Below are 26,633 nucleotides of genomic sequence, written 5' to 3'. Positions count from 1 at the left end.
TCTATCTTCCTTCAAATGAACAATGAAAATACAAGAAAAAGACCAGCTTTCGCTAGCCTTTCCTTATTACAGTTTTGTACTTGTTCTCTACAAAATCAAAGATTCCAAACTTACTGCTTATTTTTCAGTCAGTGCTGCAAGTCCTGGTAATACTTTACCTTCAAGGAGTTCCATTGATGCACCACCACCAGTAGAAATCCATGAGAACTTGTCTGCACGGCCAAGGTTGATGGCTGCAGCAGCTGAGTCACCACCACCGATGATTGATTTCACACCAGGTTGTTTCACGATAGCATCCATGACACCGATTGTACCAGCTTGGAAGTCTGGGTTTTCAAATACACCCATAGGTCCGTTCCATACAACTGTTTTCGCACCAGTCAAGGCTTCGTCAAACTTAGCAATTGATTTTGGACCGATATCCAAACCAAGGAAACCTAGGTCTACTGCTTCACCTTCAGTGTCTTTTACTTCAGTGTAGTCAGCGAATGCGTTTGCTTCTTTTGAGTCAACTGGCAAGATCAATTTACCGTTTGCTTTTTCAAGAAGAGCTTTTGCAACATCCAATTTGTCTTCTTCTACAAGTGAGTTACCGATTTCGATACCTTGTGCTTTGTAGAATGTGTAAGTCATACCACCACCGATAAGAACTTTATCAGCTTTTTCAAGCAAGTTTTCGATAACACCGATCTTATCTGAAACTTTTGAACCACCAAGGATAGCTACGAATGGGCGTTCTGGAGTTTCAACTGCTTCTTGGATATAGGCAATTTCGTTTTCAAGAAGGAAGCCAGCAACTGCTTTTTCAACGTTGCCTGAGATACCTACGTTAGATGCGTGTGCGCGGTGAGCTGTACCAAATGCATCATTTACGAAGATACCATCTCCAAGAGATGCCCAGTATTTACCAAGTTCAGGATTGTTTTTAGATTCTTTCTTGCCGTCCACATCTTCAAAACGAGTATTTTCAACCAAAAGAACTTGTCCATCTTCAAGAGCATTGATAGCTGCTTCCAATTCAGCACCACGAGTGAAACCTGGGAAAACAACGTCTTGACCCAATTTAGCAGCCAAGTCTGCAGCTACTGGCGCAAGAGATTTACCTTCTTTGTCCGCTTCTTCTTTGACACGGCCAAGGTGAGAGAAGAGAATTGCACGACCGCCTTGCTCAATAATGTATTTAATAGTTGGAAGAGCGGCAGTGATACGGTTGTCATTCGTAATCACTCCGTCTTTCAATGGTACGTTAAAGTCTACACGAACGAGGACTTTTTTACCTTTCAAATCAACGTCTTTAACAGTAAGTTTTGCCATGTTACAAAAACTCCTTTTCATATTTTATACGCAACTATTATATCATATTTCCCAAAAGTTTTCTTGATATAAGGAAAATTTTCACAAAAAAGAAGTGCCACGCACTTCTTTCTCTCGAACTTTGGAATTAGAAAATAGGAAAAAGGGCGCTAAACTCATTCAGACAATAGTTAAAGCTGGATTTTTCTCTAGATTTGACAACTCAAAAAGTCAGTAAAAGCACTGACTTCAATTTTTCTTATTCTTATATGGCAAAAGCCTGCCCTACAGCATAGGTAACTGCCATGGTTAGAAGGCCGATTACGAGGTTGCGAATCATAGCATTTTTGAGTGGTGCTTTGCCCAATCTAGCGCTGGTATAGCCTGTTCCCAAAAGGGCCAAGGCCACGATTAGAACGGTTGCCCAGATACGGACGCTGGCTGGAAGCAGGATAATGGTAATCATAGGGAAAAGCGCACCAACAGCAAAGGCTAAAAAGCTTGATACGGCAGCATGCCAGGGATTAGTGAACTCCTCAATCTCGATGCCATACTTTTCCACCACTAAGGCTTCCAACGGATTTTGGAGAAAAGCTCGGTTGGTCATGAGTTGGGCAGAAGTCTCACACTCGCCATTTTGAACATAGGCAGCATAGAGAGACTGCCTAGCGATATCTGGATTTTTTTCTAATAGCTCCCGCTCTCTGGCAACAGCAGCTTCTTCTGTATCCTTTTGGGTAGAAACAGAAACATACTCTCCACCAGCCATAGAAAAGGCACCCGCAAAGACTGCCGCCAAACCAGACAGAAAGATAATCCAGACATCGTCCGTCGCACTAGCCACCCCAATAACCACACCTGCTATGGAAATAATGCCGTCATTAGCTCCTAAAACCCCAGCTCGCAAGATATTCAGCCGACCACTAAAGTTCGTATCAATTTTATGTTCTTCCACTGTTAAACTTTTCTCTTTCTTTTTTATTTATAATCATTATAAATAAAGTGCCTAGCTAATACAAGAGAAAATCGAAAAATTAGAAAAGTTCTACTATTTAAGAGAAAGAAAGGCATTGAAAAAAGAGCCGTTTTAAACGACTCCTTTCTTTATCATCACTATAATGCTGTAACAAACTAATTATTTCACCACGATATTAACTAGTTTATTCGGCACGCTAATGACTTTGACGATTTCTTTGCCGGCGATTTCGGATTTGATTTTCTCATCTGCCAGAGCGATTTCCTGCAGTTCCTCACGGCTCAGGTCCTTAGCTACGACTAGCTTAACACGGACTTTACCCTTGATCTGAACTACGATTTCGACCTCTGCTTCGACCAGTTTGCTTTCGTCATAAGTTGGCCAAGTTACATAGGAAATGCTCTCGCCAGTTTGAGCGACTGCCTGCCAGAGTTCTTCAGCCAAGTGCGGTGCAAAAGGCGCCAGCAATTGGATAAAGCCTTTGGCATATTCGACATAGAGCTTTTCTTCCTTGTTGGCTGCATTGACAAAGATCATGAGCTGGGCAATGGCTGTGTTAAACTTGAGCTCCTCAATCTGCTCTGTGACAGACTTGACCGTTTCATGGTAGACCTTGTCCAAAGCTCCGCTATTTTCAGTGACCAGCTCCTTAGAGTTAAGGAGACGATAAACCCGATCAAGGAACTTACGGCTGCCTTCTAACCCTTCTTCGCTCCAAGCGATAGATGCATCCAGCGGCCCCATGAACATTTCATAGACACGAAGCGTATCGGCACCATATTGCTCCACTACATCGTCTGGGTTGACTACATTCTTCAGAGACTTAGACATCTTAGCAGGCGCTTGCTCCAGTTCTTCTGCAGTTTCGATATTGAAGAAAGAACCATCGCGTTTTTCCACCTTGTCTGTCGCCACTAGAGCACCGCGACTATCACGGTAGCTAGTCCCCAGAATCATCCCTTGGTTAAAGAGTTTTTGGAAAGGCTCTTTGGTCGGAACCACTCCGATATCATAAAGGAACTTGTGCCAGAAGCGAGCGTAGAGAAGATGGAGCACGGCGTGCTCCGCACCTCCGATGTAAATATCAACTGGAAGCCAAGCCTTGAGCAAGTCTTCGTCTGCTAATTTCTCATTGTTGTGCGGGTCAATGTAACGCAGGTAATACCAGCTGGAACCAGCCCATTGAGGCATGGTGTTGGTTTCGCGGCGTCCTTTGACACCATCTTCCCGAGTCACTTCCAGCCAATCAGTCAGATTGGCCAGAGGGCTTTCACCGGTACCAGAAGGGCGGATATCCTTGGTTACAGGCAGAACAAGTGGCAGTTCATTTTCAGGGACAGATGTTGAAGTACCATCTTCCCAATGAATGATTGGAATCGGCTCACCCCAGTAACGCTGACGGCTAAAGAGCCAGTCGCGCAGACGATAGGTGACTTTTTCATTTCCGACACCTTCTGCTTCCAGCCAAGCAACCATCTTTTCGATAGCGGCAGCCTTGTCCAAGCCATCTAGGAAGCCAGAGTTAATATGCGGACCGTCTTCTGTGTAAGCAGCTTCAGCAACATTGCCCCCCTCTAAAACAGGAATAATCTCTAAATCAAACTGCTTAGCAAACTCCCAGTCGCGCTCATCGTGGGCAGGAACAGCCATGATGGCTCCTGTTCCGTAGCTTGCAAGCACATAGTCGGCAATCCAGATGGGGATTTCCTTGCCATTGACAGGATTAATGGCATAAGCTCCTGTCCAGACACCGGTCTTCTCCTTAGCCAAATCAGTCCGAGCTAGGTCGGATTTGAGGCTGGCTGCGTGTTTGTAGTCTGCAACTGCTTGGGCTTGTTCTGCACTTGTAATGGCATCAACGAGAGCATGCTCTGGAGCCAAAACAGCATAGGTCGCTCCAAAAAGGGTGTCCGGACGAGTCGTAAAGACAGTGAAGTCCTTGTCTGTGTCCTTAATCTTGAAGGTTACATTGGCACCTGTTGACTTACCAATCCAGTTGCGCTGCATATCCTTGATAGACTCAGGCCAGTCCAGCTCCTCCAAGTCATTGAGCAAACGTTCTGCATAGGCCGTGATTTTCAGCATCCACTGACGCATAGGTTTGCGCACAACTGGATAACCACCGCGCTCAGATGTGCCGTCTGGCAGGACTTCCTCATTGGCGATAGCCGTTCCCAGCTCTTCAACCCAGTTTACTGGCACTTCAGCTTCATAAGCCAGGCCTTTTTCGTAAAGCTTGGTGAAAATCCACTGGGTCCACTTGTAGTAGTTAGGGTCAGTTGTATTGATTTCTCGGTCCCAGTCATACGAAAATCCTAGAGCATTGATTTGACGCTTAAAATTGGCAATATTTTCTGCTGTAAAGTCAGCTGGGTCATTGCCTGTATCCATAGCGTATTGCTCAGCCGGCAGACCAAAGGCATCCCAGCCCATAGGATGCAGGACATTATAGCCCCGAGCCCGCTTGTAGCGGCTGAGGATATCTGTCGCTGTGTAGCCCTCCGGATGCCCTACATGGAGTCCCGCTCCTGATGGATAAGGAAACATGTCCAGCGCATAAAAGTTAGGCTTGTCCTTGTCCGTACCTGTCTTAAATGTATGGTGCTCTGCCCAATATTTCTGCCACTTGGGTTCGATTTCTTTGTGATTATAATAAGCCATTCTTTTCTCCATTTTTTGTACTGTTTCTATTATACCATTTTCAAGGGATTTTGAAAGATGGAATCCAGTTTTCACTGACAAAAACTATAACTCACTTCTAAAGAGTTAATCTCTGATTGACCTCTAAAATTAAAAGTTGTATAATTCTGACCGGAGGAATAATCATGAATTTACAAACTATTTTCACTTATATTTTCTTTGTTATTTTTATTAGCACAGAAATGTGGATTAAAAATAAAACTAAGTCAAACAATGTAAACGACTCTGCAGATAAAGGGAGCCGCTACATCATTATCGGCAGTGTTATCAGCTGCTTATTTTTGATAAACGGACAATTTCTCGACTTTGTCCCCCACTTACCCAGCCTCACTATCTATCTTGGAATCCTCATCTCTCTAGCAGGGTTCGCATTGCGGGTCTATGCAGTCAATTATCTCGGAAAAAACTTCACACTGGCCGTTCAAACAACCGATAGTCAACAATTAGTAGACCATGGCCCTTATTCTATTGTAAGAAATCCTGCCTATACTGGCAGTATCTTGTCTATCCTTGGCCTATCGATTACCTCATTAAATCCTCTTACAATCATTATCAGTCTTATTTTACTCGTGTTAGGATATAGCATTCGACTTAGAGTAGAAGAAAAAGCTTTAGGCAATCACTTTGGGAAAAATTACGAAGCTTATTGCCAAAAGGTTAGATACCGAGTTTTTCCTTACATCTGGTAATCTCACCAAAAAACAAGCCACGCTGTCAACCCTGCGGTTGGAAGGTGGCTTGTTTTATATTTTGCTTTTATTTATCCAAATCCCTGACATATTGGTCAACCGCTAGGATGGCACCTGCAATGTCAGAAGCTGAGATCTCAAATGGCATCTGATGGATGGTTTCGCCCTCAATCGTCGCTTGCTGACCAACTTTGAGCAAATCTTCATAGCTGGCATTTTCTAAATGCATTTCTTTCAGAGTTGTCGGCATACCAATCTTTTGATAGAAGCGAATATATTTTTCCAATTCTTCTTTAGAACGGTTTTCTAAGAAGAGCTGGGTCAAGGTTCCATAGGCTACTTTTTCGCCGTGGGTCAAGTGATGAATATCGCCTGTAAGAGCTGTAAAGCCGTTGTGGATAGCATGGGCTGCTGCTAAACCGCCGCTCTCAAAGCCGACGCCACTGAGAAGGGTATTAGCTTCAATGATATTTTCCAGAGCTGGGGTCACGACTTTTGCTTCACAGGCTGCAATAGCCTGCAGGCCATCTGCAAACAGGGTTTCTTCACACTTCTTCGCAATTGCTACACCAGCTAAGCTCTGTCTTTGTCCCAGCATGGTAGTGCCATTTTTTTGCTGGACGGCACGCGCCTCTACCCAAGTCGCTAAACCATCTGCAATCCCAGAAGCCAGAAGTCGTTTTGGCGCTCCAGCAATCACTTTCGTATCCACCAAGACTAGTTCGGGGTTTTTACTATAGAAAATGTACTTTTCAAAGGCGCCATCTTCTGTATAGATAACAGAAAGTGCTGAAGTTGGGGCATCTGTAGAGGCAATGGTTGGCGCAATGACCACAGGACGTCCTAGTATGTCTGCAATCGCCTTCGCACTGTCAATCGTTTTCCCACCGCCTAGACCAATAACTAAGTCTGCTCCGTCTTTTTCAGCCAGAGCAACGACCCGTTCTATTTCAGCGTCAGAAGCTTCTCCGTTAAAAGCGACATGCAGCACATGAAAACCATAACGAGTAAGATAGTCATGGAACTTCTCCCCAACAATCTGGTAAACCACATCATCACAAAGCAAGACTGGATGGCTTCCTAACTGAAGAATCTGTTTTGCATTTTCAAACAGGGCATTTTCTCCCTGAATATAACGAGACGGGCTTGCAAAAATTCTCATAGAACACCTCTTTCTTTTTTATAGATAGAGCATTATATATACCTTTTAAATGTATTCCTGATTGTGAATTGCTGACCAGTCAGTAGCAAAGTCATCTACTGCCTTAGCGATAGACGGCATGGCAAAGGCTGCTGCAAAGATATCTGGTCCAGCTGTAATGGCTTGAGCCCCATCAGCAAAAGCACGATTGATTTGTCCAACATTCTTAAAGGAAGCTGCCAATATTTTGCTGGCGGAATGATCCCGCTCAATCGCCTGAGCCAGCTGGCTGATGACAGCATCTGAATCAATATTGAGATTTTCCATGCGGTTATAGTAAGGAGCAAGATAGTCAGCCCCCGCTTCAATGGCTAATAGCCCTTGAAAGGTTGTATAAATGGCTGTCGCTGTAATCTTGTAGCCCTCTGCTTTGAGAGTTTTGATAGCTGCCAGCCCAGCCGGTGTGACCGGAACTTTAATGTAGACAGCATCGCCGCATTTTTTTCGAATTTCAGTAGCATCTTTCAAGATTCCCTCATAATCCTTGGCAACAACCTGCACATGGATAGATGGACCTTCTCCTATGATTTCCCGAACAGCGCGAATCCGTTCGAAGAAGTCTATTTTTCCTTCTTTTTTTGCGATGGTCGGATTAGAAGTCACTCCCGCCAAGGGGAGGACTTCCGACCATTTTTTTATCTCCTCTAAATTTAAGGTATCAAGCATGAATTCCATAAATTGGACCTCTTTTACAATGTGTGCTCCGTACGTCCAATAATATCATCTTGCGTCGCCTTGGAAAGCACATTGAAGAAAGCAGAGTAGCCTGCAACGCGAACAATCAAATCGCGGTGTTTTTCAGGATGCTTCTGAGCATCAATCAATGTTTCCCGAGAAACGACATTGTATTGGATATGATAGCCATGCAGACGGTTAAAGAATGTACGAAGCAAGGCAATAAGTTTCACTTTATCTTCTTCCTTAGACAGGGTCTGAGGATTGACTTTTTGATTGAGCAGAACGCCACCTACGATTTCGTCTGTCGGTAATTTGGAAACAGATTTCAATACGGAGGTTGGGCCGTTCTTGTCCATATTGTGGGATGGAGAGCAACCTTCAGCGAGTGGTGTTCCGGCATTGCGGCCATCTGGTGTCGCCAAAGTACCGCGACCTTGACCTACATTGGCTGAAATAGAAGATGTTCCAGAGTATCGGATACCGCCAATTGGACCACGGCCATAACGGGTATTTGGATATTTAGCGATTTCATCCACATAAATATCATAAGCATCTGTCACTAGCTTATCTGCGTAATCATCATCATTACCATATTTCGGTGCATCATGAATCAGCATTTCTTGAATTTCTTTACCACGCTCACCTGCATAGTCCGTTTCAAGTGCATGCCAGAGTTCAGCTGGAGTCAGCCTGCCTTCCTCAAAGACCAGCTTCTTGATAGCCGCCAGTGAGTCTGATAGATTGGCAATACCGACTTGAAGACCGGAAATATAGTCATAGACAGCTCCGCCCTCTTTCAAATGCTTGCCGCGTCCGATACAGTCATCTGTCAAAGCTGAGCAGAGGATATCCGGCACTTCTCTTTCAAGAGATAGGTCGATAGAATTTTCCACGATGACACTCATGCGGGTCAAGTGGCGCAAGGTCTTGTCCCAAGCCGTTTGCAGCTCAGCAAAGCTCTTCATATCTTTAAAGTGACCGAAACTTGGCGCAAAGCGCTTGCCAGATGCTGGATCAATCCCATCGTTCATAGTGATAAGGAGCACCTTAGGGAAGTTCATGTAGCTCATACCTGTACAACGGTAGCCCCATTTACCAGGCACAGCAGTTTCCACACAGCCTATAGCACTGTAGTCGTATGCGTCTTCTTCCAAAACTCCTTTAGCAATAAAGGACGGAATGATGATTTCATCATTATTGAAGGCCGGCATACCGAAGCCAAGCTTCATGACTTCGATACACTCATTCATAAAGCGAGCATCTAAGCCTGCATGATAACGAACGGTCAGATTCGGCTGAGGAAGATGAGTTTGAGCTACAGATTTCAAGACAAGGTAGGAAAGTGGGTTGACTGCATCTCTCTTATCTCTCGTTTGGCCCCCGATTGTCACATTTTGATAAAGGGGACTGCCTGCAGATGAGAATGTGTGGGCCTGACTGCGCACTTTATTAATGGTAATCGTCTTAATCCAGAGATTGGTTAAGCGTTCCACAATACTAGCCTCTGTCTCACGTCCAGCTTCCAAATCTGCCTTGACATAAGGATACATGTACTGGTCAAAGCGTCCATAAGAGAGTGAATGTCCGTTGGACTCAATCTGAAGGATACACTGGATAAACCAAACAGACTGAACAGCTTCAGCAAAGGTTGATGCTGGCTCGTACGGAACTTTAGAACAGATTCTAGCGATTTCTAAGAGCTCCTGACGGCGCTTAGGCTCTGCTTTTTCAGCAAGCTGATTGGCCAAGGCCACAAAACGCTCCGCATAAGCTTTCACAGCATCTACTACGATGAAAATGGAATCATAGAAGTGGTATTTGTCAATACTAGCCGGATCGGTCAAATCCAAGGCTTCCTTAGCTGCGCGAGCTTTTTCTTCAAAACCTTTCAGTCCATAGGCCAAGAGTTTTTGATAGTTGACCGCCAAGTGGGCATCCCCAGAGTTCATCTTTCCTTCCATGCCAAAGAAGCCAGTTTCCATATAAACCTGAACTTCCTCTGGAAGTAAAGCTCCAGCTCTCGCACGGAGGTTATTGTTTTCCCAGAAAGGAGCAATACTGCGGAGCTGCTCTTTGGTTTCCTCTGTGATGTAGAAGACGTCTCCGTCCCGCTTCTCAAAAAGATCTAGTTCATTGAGTACAAACTCTAAAGTATACTCTGGGAAGATAGGCGCGTCTTTATTAGATGAAGCCTGATTGCCGACGATCATCGTTTCATCTTCGATATAAAGCGTCATATTTTCCAAAATCTCTTTGAGCATGTAAGCACGCTTCAACACATTTGGTTTTTCCTTATGCTTATCATAAGCCTTGGTAGCTAAGACAGCGCGCTCTGCATCAATATAGGGCTTTTTATTTAAAACATCTTCCCGATACTTATCCATCCGCTCTGTTAAGCTGCCAAAATAGTCTGTTTTTATTGTTGTTCTTTCTACTTCTTTTACTTGGATCATTTGGCTACGACCTTTCTTATGAAATTTAATTTATTTCTTTCGTAACTATTGTAACATGCAAAATCCTAGAATTCAATCATTTATAGGCGATTACTGAATTAAAGATTTTTTGCACATTTGTGCCATCTGAGCCAAGAAACTTTTGTGTTTTTATCCATCAAAATCAGATTATTCTTCATTTTTCAACTCGTTATTGTAGGCAATCTTATCCTGAAACTTCACAAATGGGAAATAGACAAAGGCGGACATGGCTAAGATGACAATTTGAATGACTGCCCCTTGCCAGCCAGCGACCATAAATCCAGAAATGATAGCCGGTGTACTCCAAGGCAAAGTCACACCTGCGAATGGCTGCATAAAGCCGACTGCAATCGCCATGTAGACAATCAAAGCAGCCAGAACCGGAACCAAAACAAAGGGCAGGAACATGACCGGATTCATCACAATCGGAAAGCCAAAGACAACTGGCTCATTGACATTAAAGATTGCCGGGAAAGCAGCAACTTTCCCCAGAGCCTTATACTGTTTGGACTTGGCAGCAAAGAGCATGGCTACGACCACTCCAAAAGTGATACCGGATCCCGATAAGATAAGAAAACTATCCAAAAATTGCTGGGTCACAATATGGGCACCTTGGCTGACAGACAGCTTATCTGCAGCAAGCAGGGCCTTATTAGTATCCAGATTTGACAGCAACAAGGCTGTTACGACGCCATTGACAACGGATTGCCCATGAACACCAAACCACCACAGAAAAGAAATGAAGAAAGCAATACCGATAGCTCCATACAGAGAGCCCGTCAGACCTTGCAGAGGCACCTGAATGACATCGTAAATCATCTCAATAAAGGTACCGCCACCAGTCGCTATCTTGGCAATAATATAAACCAGCATCGACAGCAAGAAAATAACGAAAGCTGGAATCATGGCTTCAAACTGCTTGGCAATCGCTTGCGGAACCTGCTCTGGCATTTTGATGACAATATGCTTTTGAATGAAAATCGTATAGATACTGCCAACTGCCAGACCAATGAGAATGGCCCCAATGATTCCTTGACCGCCAAACCAGACCTTGGCAATCGCATCTGCAATCGCCTCACCCTTTTCTGGTATATAAGAGGATTTCAAAAGGATAAAGAAGGAAGAAAGAGACAGCACTCCTGCCGGCAGAGGCTCTACACCGCTGTTCTTGGCATAAGAATAACCAATTGAAAAACAAGAAATCAGCCCCATAATGGCAAAGGTTCCTGAATAAACCTGCATAAACGGTTCTGTCCAGTCAGCCCCAAACACACTAGCAATGGCTTGATTTAAACCTTCAAAAGGTAATTGCCCTACAATCAAGAATAGACTTCCCACAACTGTAAGAGGCAAAATTGCCAACATACCGTCTTTTAAGGCGATAATCCCGCGCATATTGACAAACTTCATAATCGGCGCAATGATTTTTTGAGTATCCACTTTAGACATAACGAAGCTCCTTGATTTTAATGTTTATCCAACAAACTCAAAGCGAGGTTTAACACTTTTTCGCCATCTAGCATACCGTAATCAGCCATCGGAATAACTGCAATCGGAGTATGGCAACTGTCGCAAATAGCTGTAGATTTGTCTAGTGTATAGGCTACCTGCGGGCCCAATAAAGCGACATCCAGATCCGCTGCATAATCAGCCAACTTAGCCTGAGAGTAGGCTTCAATCTCAGCTTCCAGCCCTTTTTCAGCTGCAGCTATTTTCATATTGTTGACCAACATCCCTGTTGAAAAACCTGCCGCGCAAAACAAACCAATCTTAACCATCTTTTCATCCTCCTGATGATTTATTTTTCCCCTTGTAATTCTCTTCTCAAGTCGATGATTTCCTTGATGAGATTAATCTCTGTAATGCTGGTCATCAAATGATCCTGAGAATGAACAAACAGCGCTGTAATCTCTGTTTTCGTTCCTCCAGCTTCCTGAGCTAGGAACTTGGTCTGCAAGTTATGGGCCTCTAACAGCGCCTTATCTGCCAGCTCAATCTGCTCATCACATTCTGAAAACTTACCATCTTTAGCTAGTGATAAAGCTTGATAAATATGCTGCTTGGCATCACCGGCGTCTAAGATAAGACCCATGATAATTTGATCTGCTACAATCATTTCCATATGTTACAACCGCTCCTATCTTTATAATTAACAAAAACCTGTTCTTTTGTTTGAAAGTGATTTATTTTTGTTTGTAACTAGAATGTATCACCTTTATCTCAGTCCGTCAATATATTATAGAACAAATTAGCTTATTTAAATTATTTCGCACATTTGTGCAAAAAGGGCCTCCGCAAAAAAACTCCTATACAGCTGTATTCATCTGCGAATCAAAGGCACTCTATTAGATAAGAACGATAAGCAGATTCGACACAAAAAAAGAAGCAGCAGCTATTTGCTTCTACTTCCTCATATATGCTATTTTAAGAAACCGAAACTTATCTTTTTATACGGCCTTCTCAATTTCCTTTGCTATTTTACTTTTCCGCAATTTCCTCTGAAAGATGTATTTCAATAAAACAGCAGGATTCAGACTGTAGGATAATTGCAATTTAAAATAATTCATCCACTCGATGACAGCAAAAAACCAAATTGCTAAAGAGATTATGGATGTGGGAAATTCACTGTAATTTAACATAATTATCAGGGCCCCTACACCTAGTAAAATAAAGTCTAAGATCTTTAGTATTCTGTAAATCTTGCCTGTATATCTTTCAGCAAATCTTGGATTGGAAATCCTTTTTATCAAAATCCACCAGAAAACAGAGCCCTGTATCAAAATAAAACTCAGTACAAACAAGGAGAAAGAAATAGAAATCAAAGCTCCAGTAGTAAGAATCCATTTTTTGAGAAGGAAAAAATTCATCCAAAATACTAGCACAGCGACTAGCTCTCCTGTGGCTAAACTAGTCAATTTTCGTTTCATTAACTTTTTCAAATCAACAACCCACCTCCATATATAAGTGCTAATCACTATTAAAAACGGGATCCTAAATTACGTCTTGGAAATCTCTTGCACCTGAGATGCCGCTACTATCAAGAAGTGAGGAAACTCCTATCTCCGTCCAAGTCTAGCATTTTTAGAATCGTCGCTTCATCTGTCACCAAATGATTAACATAGCCAGCTCGCAACACCGCTAAGATAGCAGCAGATTTTTGACTGCCATAGGCAAAGGCCAAACTAAGCGGCACATTTTTCAAATTTTCCAAAGAGATGGCAATCGTTCGATTTTGCAAATGCTGGTAGACCATCTCCCCTTTTTTATTAAAGAAGCGACAGCAGATTTCTCCGACAGCATCCTGACTCTCTAGAGCAAGAAAATCCTCTGAGGTCAGCATGTCCAGCCATTGGCGATTTCCCGTGTCAACCTGCCCTCCAATACCAACTACAGCCACATCTAGCTCCTGCCAGCTGCTTTTCAGATCTTCAAAATATTTAGAAGCCAATATTCCATTTGTCAGTTGCTCATTCTCCTGAATAATCGTGGAATTCATAAAACGGCAGTCCCCATGGTATTTTCCAGCCATGCTATAGATGAGGGTGTTCACATGATAGCGTGCATGGATATGACTCGGTCCACCTGCCAAAGGAAAGAAATGGACATTTGTCAAATGTTTGCTGCTGGAGTGCTCTACTAAAAGGCTCAAGCTCTTTCCCCAAGAAAATCCCACTTTATCATTGTCTTTAATCAGGCCACGCAGCATACCTGCAGCAGCTTGAGCCAACCTCTCTTCTAGGTCTGCTGGAGATTCATCTACTAAGTTACTAACAATTTCGATTCCCTTGAGCCTATATTTTTCTTTTACATAGTTTTCCAAATGGAACAAGCGGGTATCAAAGTCTTCAATCTCAATCTTTACAATGCCCTCTTTTTTCGCTTCTGCCAGCATTCGGCTGATGGTGGTGCGATAAATCCCTGTCTCAGCCGCAATGTCAGACTGGCTTCTTTCTTCGATATAGTAGAGATAAGCAATTTTTGCCAATAGTTTTTTTCTTTCATTTTTCATCTTATCTCCTTCTCTGCTAGATCAGAGTCAGTTTGATATCCGCAGCTTTCAAGCGCTCAACAGCCTCTTTCGGAATCGCCTTGTCAGTCACCACTTGAGCAATCTGCTTGAAGCCAAATCTCTTAATCGTACCTTTCCTGGTGAACTTGCTTGAGTCCGTCAAGACAATCATCCGGTCAGATGCCTCTGACATATACTGCACAACCTCACTCCGCATCAGATCCTTGCCTGTAAAGCCTAGATTTTCATCATAGCCATCTGTTCCGACAAAAGCATGTTCTACGTGGAAAAAGCGGATCATTTCCTTGAGAAGAGGCCCTACTGTCACTTGAGAATCTTTCTGAAATTCTCCGCCCAGTAAGATAATTTTACAAGAATCAGTTTGTTTTATATAATCCGCAATAAAATAAGAATTGGTAATAATCTTGACATTCTTCTTCGTTCGGCAAATTTCCTCAGCTAGTAAGGCACAGGTCGATCCAGATTCAATCATAATGGTTTCATTATCCTGAACGATTTTTGCTGCTTCCTGGGCAATTCGGCGCTTGGTATCATAATGAAAGGAAAGTCTGACATTCAGATCATCGCCGCTATTTAAAACAGCATAGCCATGCTCTCTGCGCAGCAGACCTTTGGTTTCCAGCTTATCCAAGTCTTTACGAATCGTTACTTTGGACACTTTTAAGCGGTCAGACAAAGTATTGACATCAATTCGTTCAAATTCAGATACTAATTTAACAATTTCATCTAAACGTTCCATTCTATCACCTCTGCTATTATTGTAACAAAAGACGTCTTAAAAATAAAATAAAAATAACTTTCATTCGTAATTGTTTTTCTTTCTAAAATAAGTTATAATGATTGTATCCAAAGGAGGCCTGAGTATGGAAACAACAAAAGGAATTATTTTCAACATCCAACATTTCAGTATTCATGATGGACCAGGGATTCGTACAACGGTTTTCCTCAAGGGCTGTCCTCTGCGCTGCCCTTGGTGCTCTAACCCAGAATCACAGCAATTCAGACCCGAGCCTATGCTGGATGCTACTACCAAAAAAAGCATCACTATGGGGGAGGAAAGAAGTGTCGAGGAGATTATCAACGAAGTCCTAAAGGACAGAGATTTTTATGAAGAATCTGGCGGCGGCCTGACCTTATCTGGCGGAGAGATTTTCGCCCAGTTTGAATTTGCCAAGGCCATTCTCAAAGCGGCTAAGGAAAAAGGGATTCATACCGCTATTGAAACAACTGCCTTTGTAGAACATGAAAAATTCGTGGATCTCATCCAGTACGTTGATTTTATCTATACAGACCTGAAACATTATAACTCTGTCAACCACCGCAAGGTGACTGGAGTAAAAAACGAATTGATTGTTCAGAATATCCACTACGCCTTCACTCATCAAAAGACGATTGTTCTGCGCATTCCTGTCATTCCGGATTTTAATGACTCTTTAGAAGATGCAGAGCAGTTTGCGACCCTGTTTAATGAACTATCCATCGATCAAGTCCAGCTGCTGCCTTTCCATCAATTTGGCGAAAATAAATACAAATTACTTGGCCGAAAGTATGCCATGGAAGATGTCAAGGCCTTGCACCCTGAAGACTTATTTGAATACCAAGATGTCTTTTTGAAGCATGACATTAATTGTTATTTTTAGTCTTTAATTTTCAAACACCAAAAAACAAGCCACATTGTCAACCCTACGGTTGAAAGGTGGTTTGTTTTATTTATTCTCCAAACAGTTGGAGTTTGCTTTCAATTTCCTGATAGACCAGACTAGACTGCATACCGACGGCTGCAGCGCTGTCGCGACAATACTGGAGCAAGAAGGTGTAGTATTTGTAGTAGAAGCTCAGGTCATAACCTAGCTTACCCAAAATGGCTAGCTGCTCCTCAAAACCTACAATCAAGTCTCGGAACCACTGCTCATTCCAAGTCATGGAGATGCTATTTGGCCGCAAGCGATAGTAATAGAGCGGTTCATTGAGGTAGATAATCTTCTCTGACTGAAGGTACAGCTTATAAGTTGTGAAGGCATCTTCGGCCACTCGGCCGACTGGATAGCGCACTGTATCAAAGAGCTCACGCTTATAGAGCTTAGCCCAGGCACAGAGAAAGACACCGTCTACCATGCGACGTCTAGGGTACTCCTCGATTATCTCTTCTCGCGTATAGAGGGTTTCAAAATGCTCTGTCGAATAGTAGAGGAAGGCTGAATCCTCAGCACGGAAACTACAGTGGTGACCAATAGCAATGTCCGCATCATACTCCTTGAGCTTTTCATAGAGGCGGGCAACATGCTGCTCAGGCAGCCAGTCATCCGAATCCACAAAAATCAAATAGTCTGCACTAGAGTGCTCAATCCCTGTGTTGCGGGCACCGGACAAGCCTTGATTTTCCTGATGAATAAGACGAATCCTCGCATCCTGATCAGCCAGCTCTTGGCAAATCTGGCCAGAAGCATCTGTTGAACCATCATTGACTAGAATAATTTCCAGATTTTGATAGGTCTGACGACAGACGCTGTTCACACATTCTGCTAAATACTGCTCAACATTGTAAACAGGGATGATAACACTGATTAATTCCTGAGACATGATAACTCCTATTCTTTTCCTGTCTTTTTATTATACATGATTTTTTAGGTTTGTGAGGTGTTTTTGGAAAATAAGTTTTTAAAGGGTAGTTTCCGTTTTTTAGACATATTTTGATTCATTGTTCAAATGCTGTGTTTTTACACTTATAAAAATCTTTCGTCCTTTATTTTGTGCTATACTCGAATTAGGGATTTTAAGGGAGATTAGGAAATGTTTGGATTCTTTTTCGTTGCATTTGTGGCTGTCTTTGGCATCGTCTTTTTTATCAGTTATAAGCTACTCGAAGACCGAGAAGATACGAACTCGGATTGGCCGTCCAGCCAAAGCCAAGAGCCTGACTATTTCCAGCAAACCCAAACTGCCCCTTGGGAACTCAAATACAACAAGGGAAAACAGGGAGAGTACCAGCTTGGTCAGGTCTTGAACCAGCTCTATGGCTATAAAAAGATTTTGTACAATCTCTATATCTTCAAAGAAGATGGCACTACCACTGAGATTGATGCCCTGCTGATTCATCCGTCTGGGATTTACATTTTTGAGTCAAAAAACTACAAGGGCTGGATCTTCGGATCAGAAAACCAGCAATACTGGACTCAGATTCTTTCCGGAGGCCGTGGAAAATCTTACAAACATTCTTTTTTCAATCCCATTATTCAAAATAAAGTCCATCTCAAATGGCTCAGCTACTATCTCAACCAATACACGCCAAACCTTTATTCCTATATCGTCTTTGGCAATGACTGTCAGCTTAAGGAAATCCATCTAAACAGTGACAGGCATAAGGTTATTCAGACCTGGCAAGTGATAGGGGCAATTGACCGGCAGGCCTGCCAAAGTCAAGCCTACCTGTCGCCTGATCAGATTGACGACCTCTATCGTATGCTGCTACCCTTGACCAAGCGAAAACAGGTCATCAAAGAGCGCCATATTAACCGCATTGCTCAGAATAAACAGCGTAGAGAAGCAGAAAAGATCTGCCCTCGCTGCCAGCATGGATTGGTTCTCCGTACAGCATCCAAAGGTTCTAGGGCTGGCCAGCAATTTTGGGGCTGCTCCAACTTCCCAAGATGCCGCTTTACTCAAAAATACCAAGAGCCTGTCTGCAGTCCGATTGGCGAGCAGGTTGCGCAAGCACCTAATTTCGAACAGCCTGTCGTGCAAAACCTAAATCAAACACAAAGCAACAGCTAGAATCTGCTGTTGCTTTTTTGTAGATTATTTTCCCTCTAGCTTGCAAAACTAAGATTTTTTCTTCAGGCCAAGGAAGCCAGCTCCCAGTCCTAATAGCCCGAGTCCAAGCAGATTGGCCAATAGACTGCTTTGGCTGCCGGTCTTAGGTAATTGTTTGGAAGAAGCTTGCTGAAGAGTTGGCTCTTGAGACGTTGCTTGAGGGACCCTCTGGCCGCTTGCTTTGTAGGTCAGATTTTCCGCTTGGCTACCCTTTGGATCAGGCCTTGCAGGGGTTGGCTGTTGGGCTTGATTTTGAGAGGCCTGCTCCATATCGGTCAGCGGCACGATACTCTTCATAAATACATCTTGTGAAATGGCCCTTTCTTCGACTGCATCTTGAATACCAGTGAGGCTGACAAAATAGTAACGCGCCCAATCCTTGGTCAGTCGCTGAATACCAGCCAGACCAGCTCCTGGATACCAGAGCGGCTTACTCACTTCTTCAGCAAATTTCCAGTCACCTCCAACTTGAATACCAAGCTTGGCATCTGGGTCAGATTTTTCAGAAATACGAGCTTCTACGGAAACTAAAACAGCCCGAATGGTTTGAGGACTTGGAATATCACGGGCCTGATCAGAACCCCAGTGGGCAACCCGATCCTGCTTAGGTAATACCTCAATAGCTGTTCCTCCTCCAGCCAAGGCTTCCTGCCGGGCATCTCCTACGTTGCTGGACATATTCCCCTTGAATTGAGAGACCCATTGAACTCCTTGAGGGTGATCCACAATTTTCTCCCAGACATTGGAGTCCTTTCGGAGCACAAAAGCCTGCATGTTACGAATATCCGCCCAAGCATTACTGGCCTTATTGTCCGTCATTTCCATCACAACGCCCCAAGGATCAAACTCGTTCATCCATTTTCCGCGTTCCTTGTCAAAGACAGCCTTCGCTTCTTCGTCGGTCATCCCTTCGCCTTTATAAGCAAGGTAGTACCAATCCGCCGCTGGGTCATATGTCGGACGGCCGCCTAACACGACAGCTCCGCCATTAAATTGGCCAGGGCCGCCATTAGGACCGCGTTTTTGACGCTCCCCATTTTCTTCAACGACATTTTCCTCCGACCAAACCCAGACATCCCCTTGATTGGCTCCCATCTGAGCAATGGCGCGCTGCTTCTGCTCATCGGACATGACCTGACTGGCTGGCAGCTCGCTAGCGGCTGCAGCTGATTCGGTCTGATTTGCAGGAACTACTTGGGGTTCAGTTGGAACTGGATTTTCAACCTCAGGACTTGCTTGAGCTGCTGGAGAAGCCGGCGTTTCAGCTACTGCGGCAGGGGCAGGCGCAACATCTTCTGCTTCAACTCTTGAGACGCACGTCAAAGCTGCTAAGGACAAGAGGGAAGCACATAGCAGCAAGCCGCTTCCATACTTGGCAGTAGAAGCAGATTTTGCTAGGCCTTGCCAAGAAAACTTATTATTCATATCATTCTCCTTTCATAAGGTGCAGAGTCGAGCTTAATCAATGAAATATGCAGACCGATTCGCTGCTCTTAGGCTTCATTGATTCTGAATAACAAATAATCTCCCTGCAAAAATAAGTTTAGGGCAGAGGATTCCCCGCGCTCTTGTATATCTTATACCAATCAGCCCGAGAGAGCTCAATATCAAAAGCAGCCACCATTGAGCGAATTCGCTGCGGATTCATGGAGCCAACAATCGGCTGCATTTGTGCCGGATGACGCAAAATCCAAGCGAGAACTAAGGCTTCAAAAGAAACTTGATAATCTGATGCAAAGGCATGCAGAGTTTCTGTAAGCTGAGCATATTTAGGATGCTCCATAAAGAGTCCCTGGTTCAAGTCGACCTGAAATGGTGACCAAGGCTGAATCGTGATATGATGCAATCGACAATAGTCCAGCACACTACCGTCCCGAACGATTGCTAAAGGATTGAGCATATTGGCATTGAGCCCAGCATCCAACATCGGAGTATGGGCTGGACCAAACTGCAGTTGGTTGGCAATCAAGGGCTGTTCCACACTCTTCTGCAGTAGCTCGATCTGATAAGGGTTTTGATTGCTGACTCCGAAATAACGGACCTTCCCAGCTTGGTGCAGCTGTGAGAAAGCTTCAGCCACCTCTTCCGGCTCCACAAGAGCATCTGGCCGGTGCAGGAGGAGCACATCCAGATAGTCTGTCTGCAAACGCTCCAAGCTGCCTTCAACCGAGCTGATGATATAATCCTTAGAAAAGTCAAAATGGTAGTTGGTGTGAACATCCCGCAGTCCGCACTTGGACTGGATGAGAACTCGGTCCCGGGGAATCTTAGCCGAGCGAAGAGCCTGCGCAAACTTGGCTTCAGACTGGCCACCAGCATAAACATCTGAGTGGTCAAAGAAATTAATTCCCACTTCTAATGCCGTTTCAAGAACGGAAACGACCTCTTCAGGAGCATGCTCTGCCAGACGCATACAGCCCAAAACCAGCTGACTGGCTCCTTCCAGTTCATTTCCGACTGTCATATATTTCATCGCAACACCTCATTTCTTATAGACTGGATGGTCAAGCAAGGTCAACTCTTCAATCTTGACATTTTCAGTTTCAAAGACGATAAATTCATTCTTTTCCTTAAGCAGGCCAGACGGCACATAGAGATAGTGAATCGGCCCTTCATTCCAGTAGCGGCCTAGGTTGAAGCCGTTGACCGAAATACAGCCCTTCCCATACTTAGAGCAGTCGATGAAGGTATCAGCGATATCATCCAACTCTGCTTCAAAGCGATAGAAGGTCGGTGCTTTGACTTTTTCCGGTGGATCTGAGTAGCAGTCTAACTTGGCCAGCATTTCCTGGTCAAACTTAAGCGCATAATGCTTCCAGCCCTTGCGGAACTGGTGGTTAATCATGATACCCCCCTTGACTCCCTTGGATTGACTGGGTGCGCCTAGCTTGTAACCATAGTTGACACGTCCCATATTTTCCACCAACACATCAATCTGAATCCGCTCGGTATCAGCTGAGAAGAGCATCTCATCACCGATTTCTTCCCGATACTGGGTAGCTAGGTGCTCCTGATTGACATAGAAATGGCAGCGGTCATGAGTCTCCAATGCCTTGAGCCTTTCCTCATGGTATTGATTTTTGATATCAGAACGGTAGAGAATATAGCCATGATTCTGCCCAATCTGCTCCATAGGCTGCGGATAATCCAGCAGAATTTCCTCTGTGATATCCGCTGCCACATCCAGCAGATTTGCAGTACCAAGCAGTGGAAAACTGCCATAGGCCTTGGCTTGTCGGCTAATCGGCTCCATCTGCTCAAGCTCGGGAAAGACCTCGTGGGTCACCCGCTGAACAGCGTAGTATTTCTCGGTCGGCTGTCCCCACTCAGTAATAGGAGCGTCAAAATCATAGGAGGTAATCTGCGGCAAATCCTTGGTCTTGCGGGCCGAACAGCCGCTGATAAAACCAAAATTGGTCCCACCTCTCAGTAGAAAGAGGTTCATACTGCCCAACTGCAGCATTTCTTTGACATCCTGGGCCAAATCTTCTGCCTCTCGCCGAACGATTTCCTCGCTCCAGCGGCTGAACCAGCCATCCCAAAACTCAGTACACATAAGAGGCCATTTCTTGCCATAGCGCTCCATGAAAGATCGTAGATTGTCTGTATTTTCCTTGGGTTGGGAGCCAAAATTCCCCGTCACAAAAATATCATCCTCAATCAAAGTTCCAGACTCCAAAGCCTCTATCCATGTCCCGTCAGAGGTAAAGAGGGGAACCGTAACGCCACGTACCTTCATCATCTGCGCAATGCTGCGCATGTAAGCCTTGTCCTCGGCGTAAGAACCGTATTCATTTTCCACCTGCATCATGAGGATAGGGCCGCCTTGATCACTCTGATAGGGCAGAAGCTTAGGAAAGAGCCAGTCATAAAAATGACTGACCTTTTCCAGAAACAGCGGATGATTGACCCGCAGGCGCATCGAAGGATATCTCAAGAGCCAAGCCGGCAGGCCGCCAAAGTCAAACTCTGCACAGATATAAGGCGTCGGCCGGACAATGAGATAAAGCCCCATCTCCTCAACCAACTTGAAGTATGCTTCAAAATCCAGCATGCCCTCTGCCTGAAACTGACCTTCCTGAGGCTCATGTAATGCCCAAGGAATATAGGTCTCTACCGTATTAAAGCCCAGGGCTTTGAGATTGTAAAGGGTATCTCGCCACTGGTCTGGATGAAGCCGGAAATACTGAATAGCTCCCGATAAAATCTTAAAAGGCTGGCCATCCAGGTAAAATTCTTCTTTAATTTCAAATTTTGCCATCTATCCAAGCTCCTCCTGTTTATCTGCCATCTTGACAAAGGGCAGATATATAGCGGTCGAAATAGCGATGTTAACTAGCGAAAGAATAATTGCCCGCCAGTCAAAGGCTGTCGCAAAGAAACCGTAGAGAATCGGCGGCATGACCCAAGTAACGTTTTGAGTAACCGGCGCAACCAAGCCCATAGAGGTTGCAAAGTATGCTACTGTTACCATGACCATTGGCGTCAGGACGTATGGAATAAACATAATTGGATTCAAAACGATTGGCAGACCGTACATGACCGGCTCACCGATGTTGAAGACCATTGGGAAAATTCCCAACTTGGCCACTTCGCGATAGTGCTTGTTCCGAGATTGCCAGAGAATGGCAATGGCAACCCCAATCGCATCAAACCAGACAAAAGCACCGAAAGAATTATCCGTCCACATATAAGGAATCGCATGCCCAGCCTGATAAGCTTCTAGATTAGCCAGCATGGTCACACCAAAGAGACTGGCCATGACTGGTGCCAGCACATTACCGCCGTGCAGTCCGAAGAACCAGAAAATCTTATTGAGAAAGACAATGAGCAGTACAGCCCAGAAGCTTTGAGACAAGCTGAGAAGCGGTGCCTGCAAAATCTTGTAAATCCAGTCAATCAACAGCTCGCCTGTCACCAGATTAAAGAGGTAGGTCGCAATTCCCACGACATACATGGCAATCGCAGCCGGAATGATAGACAGGAACGGCTTCATGATAGCTGGCGGAACAGAATCTGGCAGTTTAATCGTCCAGTTACGATTCATGACCTTACAAAAGATGATAACAGATACAAAACCAATCAGAATGGCAGTAAAGTAACCACGCGCACTGATTTGATCACCTGGAATGACACTGTTAATCGTCACAGACAGGTTACTGCCGTCAAGTTTTAGCTCTGGAAGTTTTGAAATTGCCTTACTCAGCCCTGGTGTTTTGCCAGCCAACTCAAAGGTTTTAGTAACTGATCCACCAATGGTAATGATATAGGAAGCAACTGCTACCAGACCAGCAGATACCTTATCAGTATTGTAAATCTTAGCGATATTGACCCCGAAAGTAAAGAGGAACAAGAGAGTAACGATAGGAATACTGCCCTTAAATACCAGCCAGTTAATATCAATCAGCCACTGGAAGGTAGATGAAATCCAGGTCCAGCCGAACTGTCCTGGCAAGTCAGATAGAAAGGCATTTACCATGAGGGCGAAAGAGCCCGTCATAATCACAGGCATGGTTCCAATAAAGGAATCCCGCAGGGCAACCAGAAATTTTTGGTTGCCGATTTTATTGGCAATAGGCATGAGACGCGCTTGCCATTTATCAACCAAACTACTCATCTGCATTTCTCCTATTCATCAAATTTTTTATGCAAATCAACAATCTCCTTTGCCAAATCAACAAAGGCGATACTGGTCATAAGATGATCCTGCCCATGTACCATAAATAAACTAAGTTCTGTCTTTTCTCCTTGTGCCTCTTTGCTCAGCATTTCAGCCTGAGCGTGATGGGCTTGCAGCAGGGCCTTCTGAGCCTGACTCAGTCTCTCCTGAGCTCGGTCAAAGTCCTGCTTTTTAGCTGCTGCAATGGCTTCAATAGCACAAGACTTGGCCTCTCCGCCATACATAATGAGGGTCATAGCGACCTCTAAGGAATCTTTATTTGCCATAGGAGTACCTACTTCATGAGCGACTCTGCCAGATCCAGGACCTTATCCCCCTTCATCATTCCGTAGTCCGTCATAGGAATGACATCGACCGGGATGTCTTTTGAAGCTAATTTTTCCTGTAAATCCTCCAGCAGATAGCGGACCTGAGGCCCCAGCAACAGGACATCAACCTTTTTCTCGCTTAGATAGTCTTCTGCTTCTGATACTGGCACCGCAAATATCGTCGCAGCTAAGCCTCGCTCCTCTGCAGCTTTCTGCATTTTATTGACCATGAGACTGGTACTCATCCCAGCCGCACAGACTAACATAATTTGTTTTGTTTCCATCGGCATCCTCCTTAATGAATCTGACCTAGCCTGCAACGACGCTTGCTATTTGTTTTCAATATATAAACAAAAATCCAAAAACAGAATATTTTTCACTATGTTATTAATATTCTATAAACATTATAACTATTTTTCTGTACTATGTCAACGCTTACATTTGAGATTTCTAGCTTTTTTTGATAGTATAGCAGCAGAGGAAACAAGATGACACGAACTAGAAAACAAAACGAGCTAAGGGCAACTGTTCTGGATCAGCTCTACGCCAAACGACCGATTTCTCGGATTGATATTTCAAAAGAAACTCAGATTACACCAGCCACGACCGGCAGTATCATCAATGAACTGATCAAGGAAGGATTGGTACTGGAGCTGGGCGAGCTCAATGACGAGAGCGTAGGCCGCAAGAAAACCCTGCTAGATATTGCGCCTCGTAGCCGCTACTATCTGGGCTTTGAGATTTCTGAAAAACAGCTGGCCATGGTCATCGCTGATAATACCGGTGAGATTGTAGAAAGTAATATTCGGCCTTATCAGGTCGAGGTGACAGGCGGCCCGTCTGACCAGGAAATTATCCGGCTGATTCAAGATTTTCTGAAAAAGAACAGCAAATACTCCATCTCAGCGATTGCCCTCGGACTACCGGGACATGTGAATCTCTCTGAGAGTGATTTTATCATTTCTAAAAACCCCCACTGGGGACAGATTAACCTGCGAACTATTCAAGAAGTATTTGACCTTCCTGTCTACTTTGCCAATAAGTCCCACTGCTTGACACTGGCTGAACGCCTCTTTAGCTATCATCCGACAGACAGTAATTTTATCGTCTATCATGTCGCCAGAGGTATTCATTGCTCCTACATGTACAAGGGCAGCATTTACAGTCAGGATAATTATCTTATCGGGGAGGTGGGGCATACCGTCATCAATCCTGAAGGCGAGCGCTGTCCTTGCGGCAAGCACGGCTGCCTGCAGGTTTATGCCAGCGAGAGTGCTCTGATTGATAAAGCAGCTATCCTGTATCGGGCTTCCCAGACCTCGCTCCTAAAGACCCTTGTAGAGGACGTCAATGACATTGATTTGACAAGTCTGATGACCGCCTATCGCTTAGGAGACTTGGGCAGCATTGAGTTGATTCATACTGCCTGCCGCTATCTGGCCATTTCCATTTCCAATCTCTGCCAGCTTATTGATAGCGAAAGGATTTATCTGGACGGCCAGCTCTTCTCCTATCCGGTGATTGCCGAGCAGGTTCTGGCTCAGTTAGAGCAGGAAGTCCCTCTCTTTCCAAAGCAAAAACAAGCAGAGATTGTCATTATTCCTTACTCTAAATACAGCATTGCCCGCTCTGCAGTCAGCCTCTGTGTCTATCATGAATTTTTAGATAAAAAAGGAAACCTATAAAGGCCGAGACATCAATCTCGGTCTTTTTTATAAAAAATAGAGACAGGCTTTCTAGGAGCTTACCCCTAAAAGTCTGTCTCATTTTACTATCTATTAATCGAACGTGAAATCATGGAAATGGTGTGGCGCTGTCCTCTGAGAGCCTTGCTCATGGCAAAGATATTTTCAACCGGAGCCAGACAGCCGTAGCCTGAATCTCCGATATGCTGGATATCTACACCGCAGATTTTGTTGCGGATAGCCATTTGCTTGACAATATCCTCATCAGCACTCTCCTGACTGGTACCGATAGCACTCATAACCAGAGCCCCTTTTTGATGGGCCAGCCGGACAATCTGCTTCAAGTCCTGCTCATCAAAGCCTGGCACACTGCCGACTGCCGGTGCTAGGACAATATCGACACCTGCTTCGATAAATTGAGCGATTGCTTCTAGGTCTGCTACCGGCTCATCCACACCTGAAGCATGCATTTTGCCTGCAATCAACAGGCCTGAAAAATTCTCCTTGACCACTCGAATAGTGTCGATAATGGCCTGATTGGTGACACCAGTCCCTGGATTACCTGTCAGACAGATAAAGTCAACGCCCAGCTCTTCTGCTCGCTGAATGGTCGCTAGACTAGCCTGACGCCCCTCATCGATAATCAGGCGTTCTCCTGCCATCTGGGCCTGACTGTCCACCGGTTCCAGATTGATACCGATAGGACGACCCACCAAGCGGTGCAGCTCCTCAACAAAATCTTCCTTGGCATCCAGACCAGCTACAAAAGGCTGGAAGATATCAATCCCATTCAGCAAAATCAAGTCAGCACCAAAAGACCGAGCAATCTCTGCATTGGTCACATCACCGATATAAGATTCTTTAAAAGCTACGTTTTCAGACAGGATAACGCGGCCCTCACTGGCCTTGATGCTCTGTTTCAGCTCCGGCGCAGTCATACTTAAAATTTCTGAAGCATTTGAACTAATGAATCGTTTTACCATAAGAATATCTCTTTTCTTTATTATTCATTAATAAACACTTTGAAATCTATTCTATTTGGATATTTTGTTTGTTTTTTGTTATCAAATACAGTATAGCACAAGGTCATAGAAATGTAAACGCTTTAT

The 26,633-nt window shown here is 44.4% G+C and carries 24 protein-coding genes; 4 read left to right on the top strand and 20 right to left on the bottom strand.

Features of this window, described 5'->3' with window-relative positions; all coding sequences use genetic code 11:
• Positions 1–117: 117 nt before the first annotated feature.
• The 3 genes from K1J09_RS03935 to leuS form a co-directional block, all read right to left on the bottom strand.
• Entirely contained in the window at positions 118–1,314 is a 1,197-nt protein-coding gene (locus K1J09_RS03935; protein ID WP_223322930.1) for a phosphoglycerate kinase, read from the bottom strand.
• 244 nt (positions 1,315–1,558) lie between these two features.
• Positions 1,559–2,248 (bottom strand): VIT1/CCC1 transporter family protein, encoded by a 690-nt coding sequence (locus K1J09_RS03930; protein WP_223322929.1) that lies wholly within the window; start codon positions 2,246–2,248, stop codon positions 1,559–1,561.
• A 180-nt stretch (positions 2,249–2,428) separates the two neighbouring features.
• A complete protein-coding gene (gene leuS, locus K1J09_RS03925; protein ID WP_223322927.1) occupies positions 2,429–4,930 on the bottom strand; it encodes a leucine--tRNA ligase in 2,502 nt (833 codons plus the stop codon).
• Positions 4,931–5,094: 164 nt separating this feature from the next.
• On the opposite strand from leuS, the gene K1J09_RS03920 reads away from it, so the two are divergent.
• Complete coding sequence (locus K1J09_RS03920) at positions 5,095–5,658, top strand: methyltransferase family protein (RefSeq protein WP_004193558.1); 564 nt, start codon at positions 5,095–5,097, stop codon at positions 5,656–5,658.
• Between the two features lie 67 nt (positions 5,659–5,725).
• Here K1J09_RS03920 and K1J09_RS03915 read toward each other — a convergent pair whose 3' ends face one another.
• The 9 genes from K1J09_RS03915 to K1J09_RS03875 all read right to left on the bottom strand — a co-directional run bounded on the left by K1J09_RS03915 (position 5,726) and on the right by K1J09_RS03875 (position 14,780).
• Complete coding sequence (locus K1J09_RS03915) at positions 5,726–6,820, bottom strand: glycerol dehydrogenase (protein ID WP_002914442.1); 1,095 nt, start codon at positions 6,818–6,820, stop codon at positions 5,726–5,728.
• Positions 6,821–6,865: 45 nt separating this feature from the next.
• On the bottom strand, positions 6,866–7,534 hold the full coding sequence (locus K1J09_RS03910) for a fructose-6-phosphate aldolase (RefSeq protein ID WP_223322925.1): 669 nt from the start codon (positions 7,532–7,534) through the stop codon (positions 6,866–6,868).
• 14 nt (positions 7,535–7,548) lie between these two features.
• The gene (locus K1J09_RS03905; protein WP_124764430.1) at positions 7,549–9,990 is read right to left on the bottom strand and encodes a glycyl radical protein; all 2,442 of its coding nucleotides are present in this window, start codon (positions 9,988–9,990) and stop codon (positions 7,549–7,551) included.
• Between the two features lie 168 nt (positions 9,991–10,158).
• Entirely contained in the window at positions 10,159–11,460 is a 1,302-nt protein-coding gene (locus tag K1J09_RS03900) for a PTS sugar transporter subunit IIC (RefSeq protein ID WP_125336327.1), read from the bottom strand.
• Positions 11,461–11,477: 17 nt separating this feature from the next.
• Entirely contained in the window at positions 11,478–11,789 is a 312-nt protein-coding gene (locus tag K1J09_RS03895) for a PTS sugar transporter subunit IIB (RefSeq protein WP_002896658.1), read from the bottom strand.
• A gap of 20 nt (positions 11,790–11,809) precedes the next feature.
• Positions 11,810–12,133: a PTS lactose/cellobiose transporter subunit IIA gene (locus K1J09_RS03890; RefSeq protein ID WP_002896659.1), complete on the bottom strand. Its 324-nt coding sequence runs from the start codon at positions 12,131–12,133 to the stop codon at positions 11,810–11,812.
• A 325-nt stretch (positions 12,134–12,458) separates the two neighbouring features.
• Entirely contained in the window at positions 12,459–12,950 is a 492-nt protein-coding gene (locus K1J09_RS03885) for a hypothetical protein (RefSeq protein ID WP_185756513.1), read from the bottom strand.
• 98 nt (positions 12,951–13,048) lie between these two features.
• Entirely contained in the window at positions 13,049–14,020 is a 972-nt protein-coding gene (locus K1J09_RS03880) for a sugar-binding transcriptional regulator (protein WP_223322923.1), read from the bottom strand.
• A gap of 16 nt (positions 14,021–14,036) precedes the next feature.
• A complete protein-coding gene (locus K1J09_RS03875; protein WP_125336325.1) occupies positions 14,037–14,780 on the bottom strand; it encodes a DeoR/GlpR family DNA-binding transcription regulator in 744 nt (247 codons plus the stop codon).
• A 124-nt stretch (positions 14,781–14,904) separates the two neighbouring features.
• Here K1J09_RS03875 and K1J09_RS03870 point away from each other — a divergent pair, with 124 nt between their 5' ends.
• On the top strand, positions 14,905–15,681 hold the full coding sequence (locus K1J09_RS03870) for a glycyl-radical enzyme activating protein (protein WP_185755048.1): 777 nt from the start codon (positions 14,905–14,907) through the stop codon (positions 15,679–15,681).
• A 70-nt stretch (positions 15,682–15,751) separates the two neighbouring features.
• Here the strand turns inward: K1J09_RS03870 and K1J09_RS03865 are convergent, their stop codons facing one another.
• Complete coding sequence (locus tag K1J09_RS03865; protein WP_223322921.1) at positions 15,752–16,621, bottom strand: glycosyltransferase family 2 protein; 870 nt, start codon at positions 16,619–16,621, stop codon at positions 15,752–15,754.
• A gap of 210 nt (positions 16,622–16,831) precedes the next feature.
• Between K1J09_RS03865 and K1J09_RS03860 the strand changes: the two genes are divergently transcribed.
• On the top strand, positions 16,832–17,812 hold the full coding sequence (locus tag K1J09_RS03860; RefSeq protein WP_223322919.1) for a nuclease-related domain-containing protein: 981 nt from the start codon (positions 16,832–16,834) through the stop codon (positions 17,810–17,812).
• 48 nt (positions 17,813–17,860) lie between these two features.
• Here the strand turns inward: K1J09_RS03860 and K1J09_RS03855 are convergent, their stop codons facing one another.
• The 6 genes from K1J09_RS03855 to K1J09_RS03830 form a co-directional block, all read right to left on the bottom strand.
• Positions 17,861–19,276: an LPXTG cell wall anchor domain-containing protein gene (locus K1J09_RS03855; protein WP_223322917.1), complete on the bottom strand. Its 1,416-nt coding sequence runs from the start codon at positions 19,274–19,276 to the stop codon at positions 17,861–17,863.
• A gap of 118 nt (positions 19,277–19,394) precedes the next feature.
• Positions 19,395–20,324 carry an aldo/keto reductase gene (locus tag K1J09_RS03850; RefSeq protein WP_223322915.1) on the bottom strand — a complete coding sequence of 310 codons (930 nt, stop codon included), beginning with the start codon at positions 20,322–20,324 and terminating at the stop codon, positions 19,395–19,397.
• Between the two features lie 9 nt (positions 20,325–20,333).
• Positions 20,334–22,112 carry a glycoside hydrolase family 35 protein gene (locus tag K1J09_RS03845; protein WP_009659580.1) on the bottom strand — a complete coding sequence of 593 codons (1,779 nt, stop codon included), beginning with the start codon at positions 22,110–22,112 and terminating at the stop codon, positions 20,334–20,336.
• Entirely contained in the window at positions 22,113–23,474 is a 1,362-nt protein-coding gene (locus K1J09_RS03840) for a PTS sugar transporter subunit IIC (RefSeq protein ID WP_002896670.1), read from the bottom strand.
• 5 nt (positions 23,475–23,479) lie between these two features.
• On the bottom strand, positions 23,480–23,797 hold the full coding sequence (locus K1J09_RS03835) for a PTS lactose/cellobiose transporter subunit IIA (protein ID WP_149565968.1): 318 nt from the start codon (positions 23,795–23,797) through the stop codon (positions 23,480–23,482).
• A gap of 8 nt (positions 23,798–23,805) precedes the next feature.
• Entirely contained in the window at positions 23,806–24,123 is a 318-nt protein-coding gene (locus K1J09_RS03830) for a PTS sugar transporter subunit IIB (protein WP_080557065.1), read from the bottom strand.
• Positions 24,124–24,327: 204 nt separating this feature from the next.
• On the opposite strand from K1J09_RS03830, the gene K1J09_RS03825 reads away from it, so the two are divergent.
• Positions 24,328–25,524 carry an ROK family protein gene (locus K1J09_RS03825; RefSeq protein WP_223322913.1) on the top strand — a complete coding sequence of 399 codons (1,197 nt, stop codon included), beginning with the start codon at positions 24,328–24,330 and terminating at the stop codon, positions 25,522–25,524.
• 86 nt (positions 25,525–25,610) lie between these two features.
• Here the strand turns inward: K1J09_RS03825 and K1J09_RS03820 are convergent, their stop codons facing one another.
• Positions 25,611–26,507 (bottom strand): DUF7916 family protein, encoded by an 897-nt coding sequence (locus K1J09_RS03820; protein WP_002903651.1) that lies wholly within the window; start codon positions 26,505–26,507, stop codon positions 25,611–25,613.
• Positions 26,508–26,633: the final 126 nt, after the last annotated feature.

This window comes from Streptococcus sanguinis (assembly GCF_019928825.1).
Lineage (GTDB): Bacteria > Bacillota > Bacilli > Lactobacillales > Streptococcaceae > Streptococcus > Streptococcus sanguinis_L.
This window is presented reverse-complemented; position numbering and strand designations above follow the sequence as displayed.

Coding starts and splice junctions, on each gene's coding strand:
- K1J09_RS03935 (WP_223322930.1), bottom strand. CDS start 1,314: ATGGCAAAACTTACTGTTAAAGACGTTGATTTGAAAGGTAAAAAAGTC.
- leuS (WP_223322927.1), bottom strand. CDS start 4,930: ATGGCTTATTATAATCACAAAGAAATCGAACCCAAGTGGCAGAAATAT.
- K1J09_RS03920 (WP_004193558.1), top strand. CDS start 5,095: ATGAATTTACAAACTATTTTCACTTATATTTTCTTTGTTATTTTTATT.
- K1J09_RS03915 (WP_002914442.1), bottom strand. CDS start 6,820: ATGAGAATTTTTGCAAGCCCGTCTCGTTATATTCAGGGAGAAAATGCC.
- K1J09_RS03910 (WP_223322925.1), bottom strand. CDS start 7,534: ATGGAATTCATGCTTGATACCTTAAATTTAGAGGAGATAAAAAAATGG.
- K1J09_RS03905 (WP_124764430.1), bottom strand. CDS start 9,990: ATGATCCAAGTAAAAGAAGTAGAAAGAACAACAATAAAAACAGACTAT.
- K1J09_RS03900 (WP_125336327.1), bottom strand. CDS start 11,460: ATGTCTAAAGTGGATACTCAAAAAATCATTGCGCCGATTATGAAGTTT.
- K1J09_RS03895 (WP_002896658.1), bottom strand. CDS start 11,789: ATGGTTAAGATTGGTTTGTTTTGCGCGGCAGGTTTTTCAACAGGGATG.
- K1J09_RS03890 (WP_002896659.1), bottom strand. CDS start 12,133: ATGGAAATGATTGTAGCAGATCAAATTATCATGGGTCTTATCTTAGAC.
- K1J09_RS03880 (WP_223322923.1), bottom strand. CDS start 14,020: ATGAAAAATGAAAGAAAAAAACTATTGGCAAAAATTGCTTATCTCTAC.
- K1J09_RS03875 (WP_125336325.1), bottom strand. CDS start 14,780: ATGGAACGTTTAGATGAAATTGTTAAATTAGTATCTGAATTTGAACGA.
- K1J09_RS03870 (WP_185755048.1), top strand. CDS start 14,905: ATGGAAACAACAAAAGGAATTATTTTCAACATCCAACATTTCAGTATT.
- K1J09_RS03865 (WP_223322921.1), bottom strand. CDS start 16,621: ATGTCTCAGGAATTAATCAGTGTTATCATCCCTGTTTACAATGTTGAG.
- K1J09_RS03860 (WP_223322919.1), top strand. CDS start 16,832: ATGTTTGGATTCTTTTTCGTTGCATTTGTGGCTGTCTTTGGCATCGTC.
- K1J09_RS03855 (WP_223322917.1), bottom strand. CDS start 19,276: ATGAATAATAAGTTTTCTTGGCAAGGCCTAGCAAAATCTGCTTCTACT.
- K1J09_RS03850 (WP_223322915.1), bottom strand. CDS start 20,324: ATGAAATATATGACAGTCGGAAATGAACTGGAAGGAGCCAGTCAGCTG.
- K1J09_RS03845 (WP_009659580.1), bottom strand. CDS start 22,112: ATGGCAAAATTTGAAATTAAAGAAGAATTTTACCTGGATGGCCAGCCT.
- K1J09_RS03840 (WP_002896670.1), bottom strand. CDS start 23,474: ATGCAGATGAGTAGTTTGGTTGATAAATGGCAAGCGCGTCTCATGCCT.
- K1J09_RS03835 (WP_149565968.1), bottom strand. CDS start 23,797: ATGGCAAATAAAGATTCCTTAGAGGTCGCTATGACCCTCATTATGTAT.
- K1J09_RS03830 (WP_080557065.1), bottom strand. CDS start 24,123: ATGGAAACAAAACAAATTATGTTAGTCTGTGCGGCTGGGATGAGTACC.
- K1J09_RS03825 (WP_223322913.1), top strand. CDS start 24,328: ATGACACGAACTAGAAAACAAAACGAGCTAAGGGCAACTGTTCTGGAT.
- K1J09_RS03820 (WP_002903651.1), bottom strand. CDS start 26,507: ATGGTAAAACGATTCATTAGTTCAAATGCTTCAGAAATTTTAAGTATG.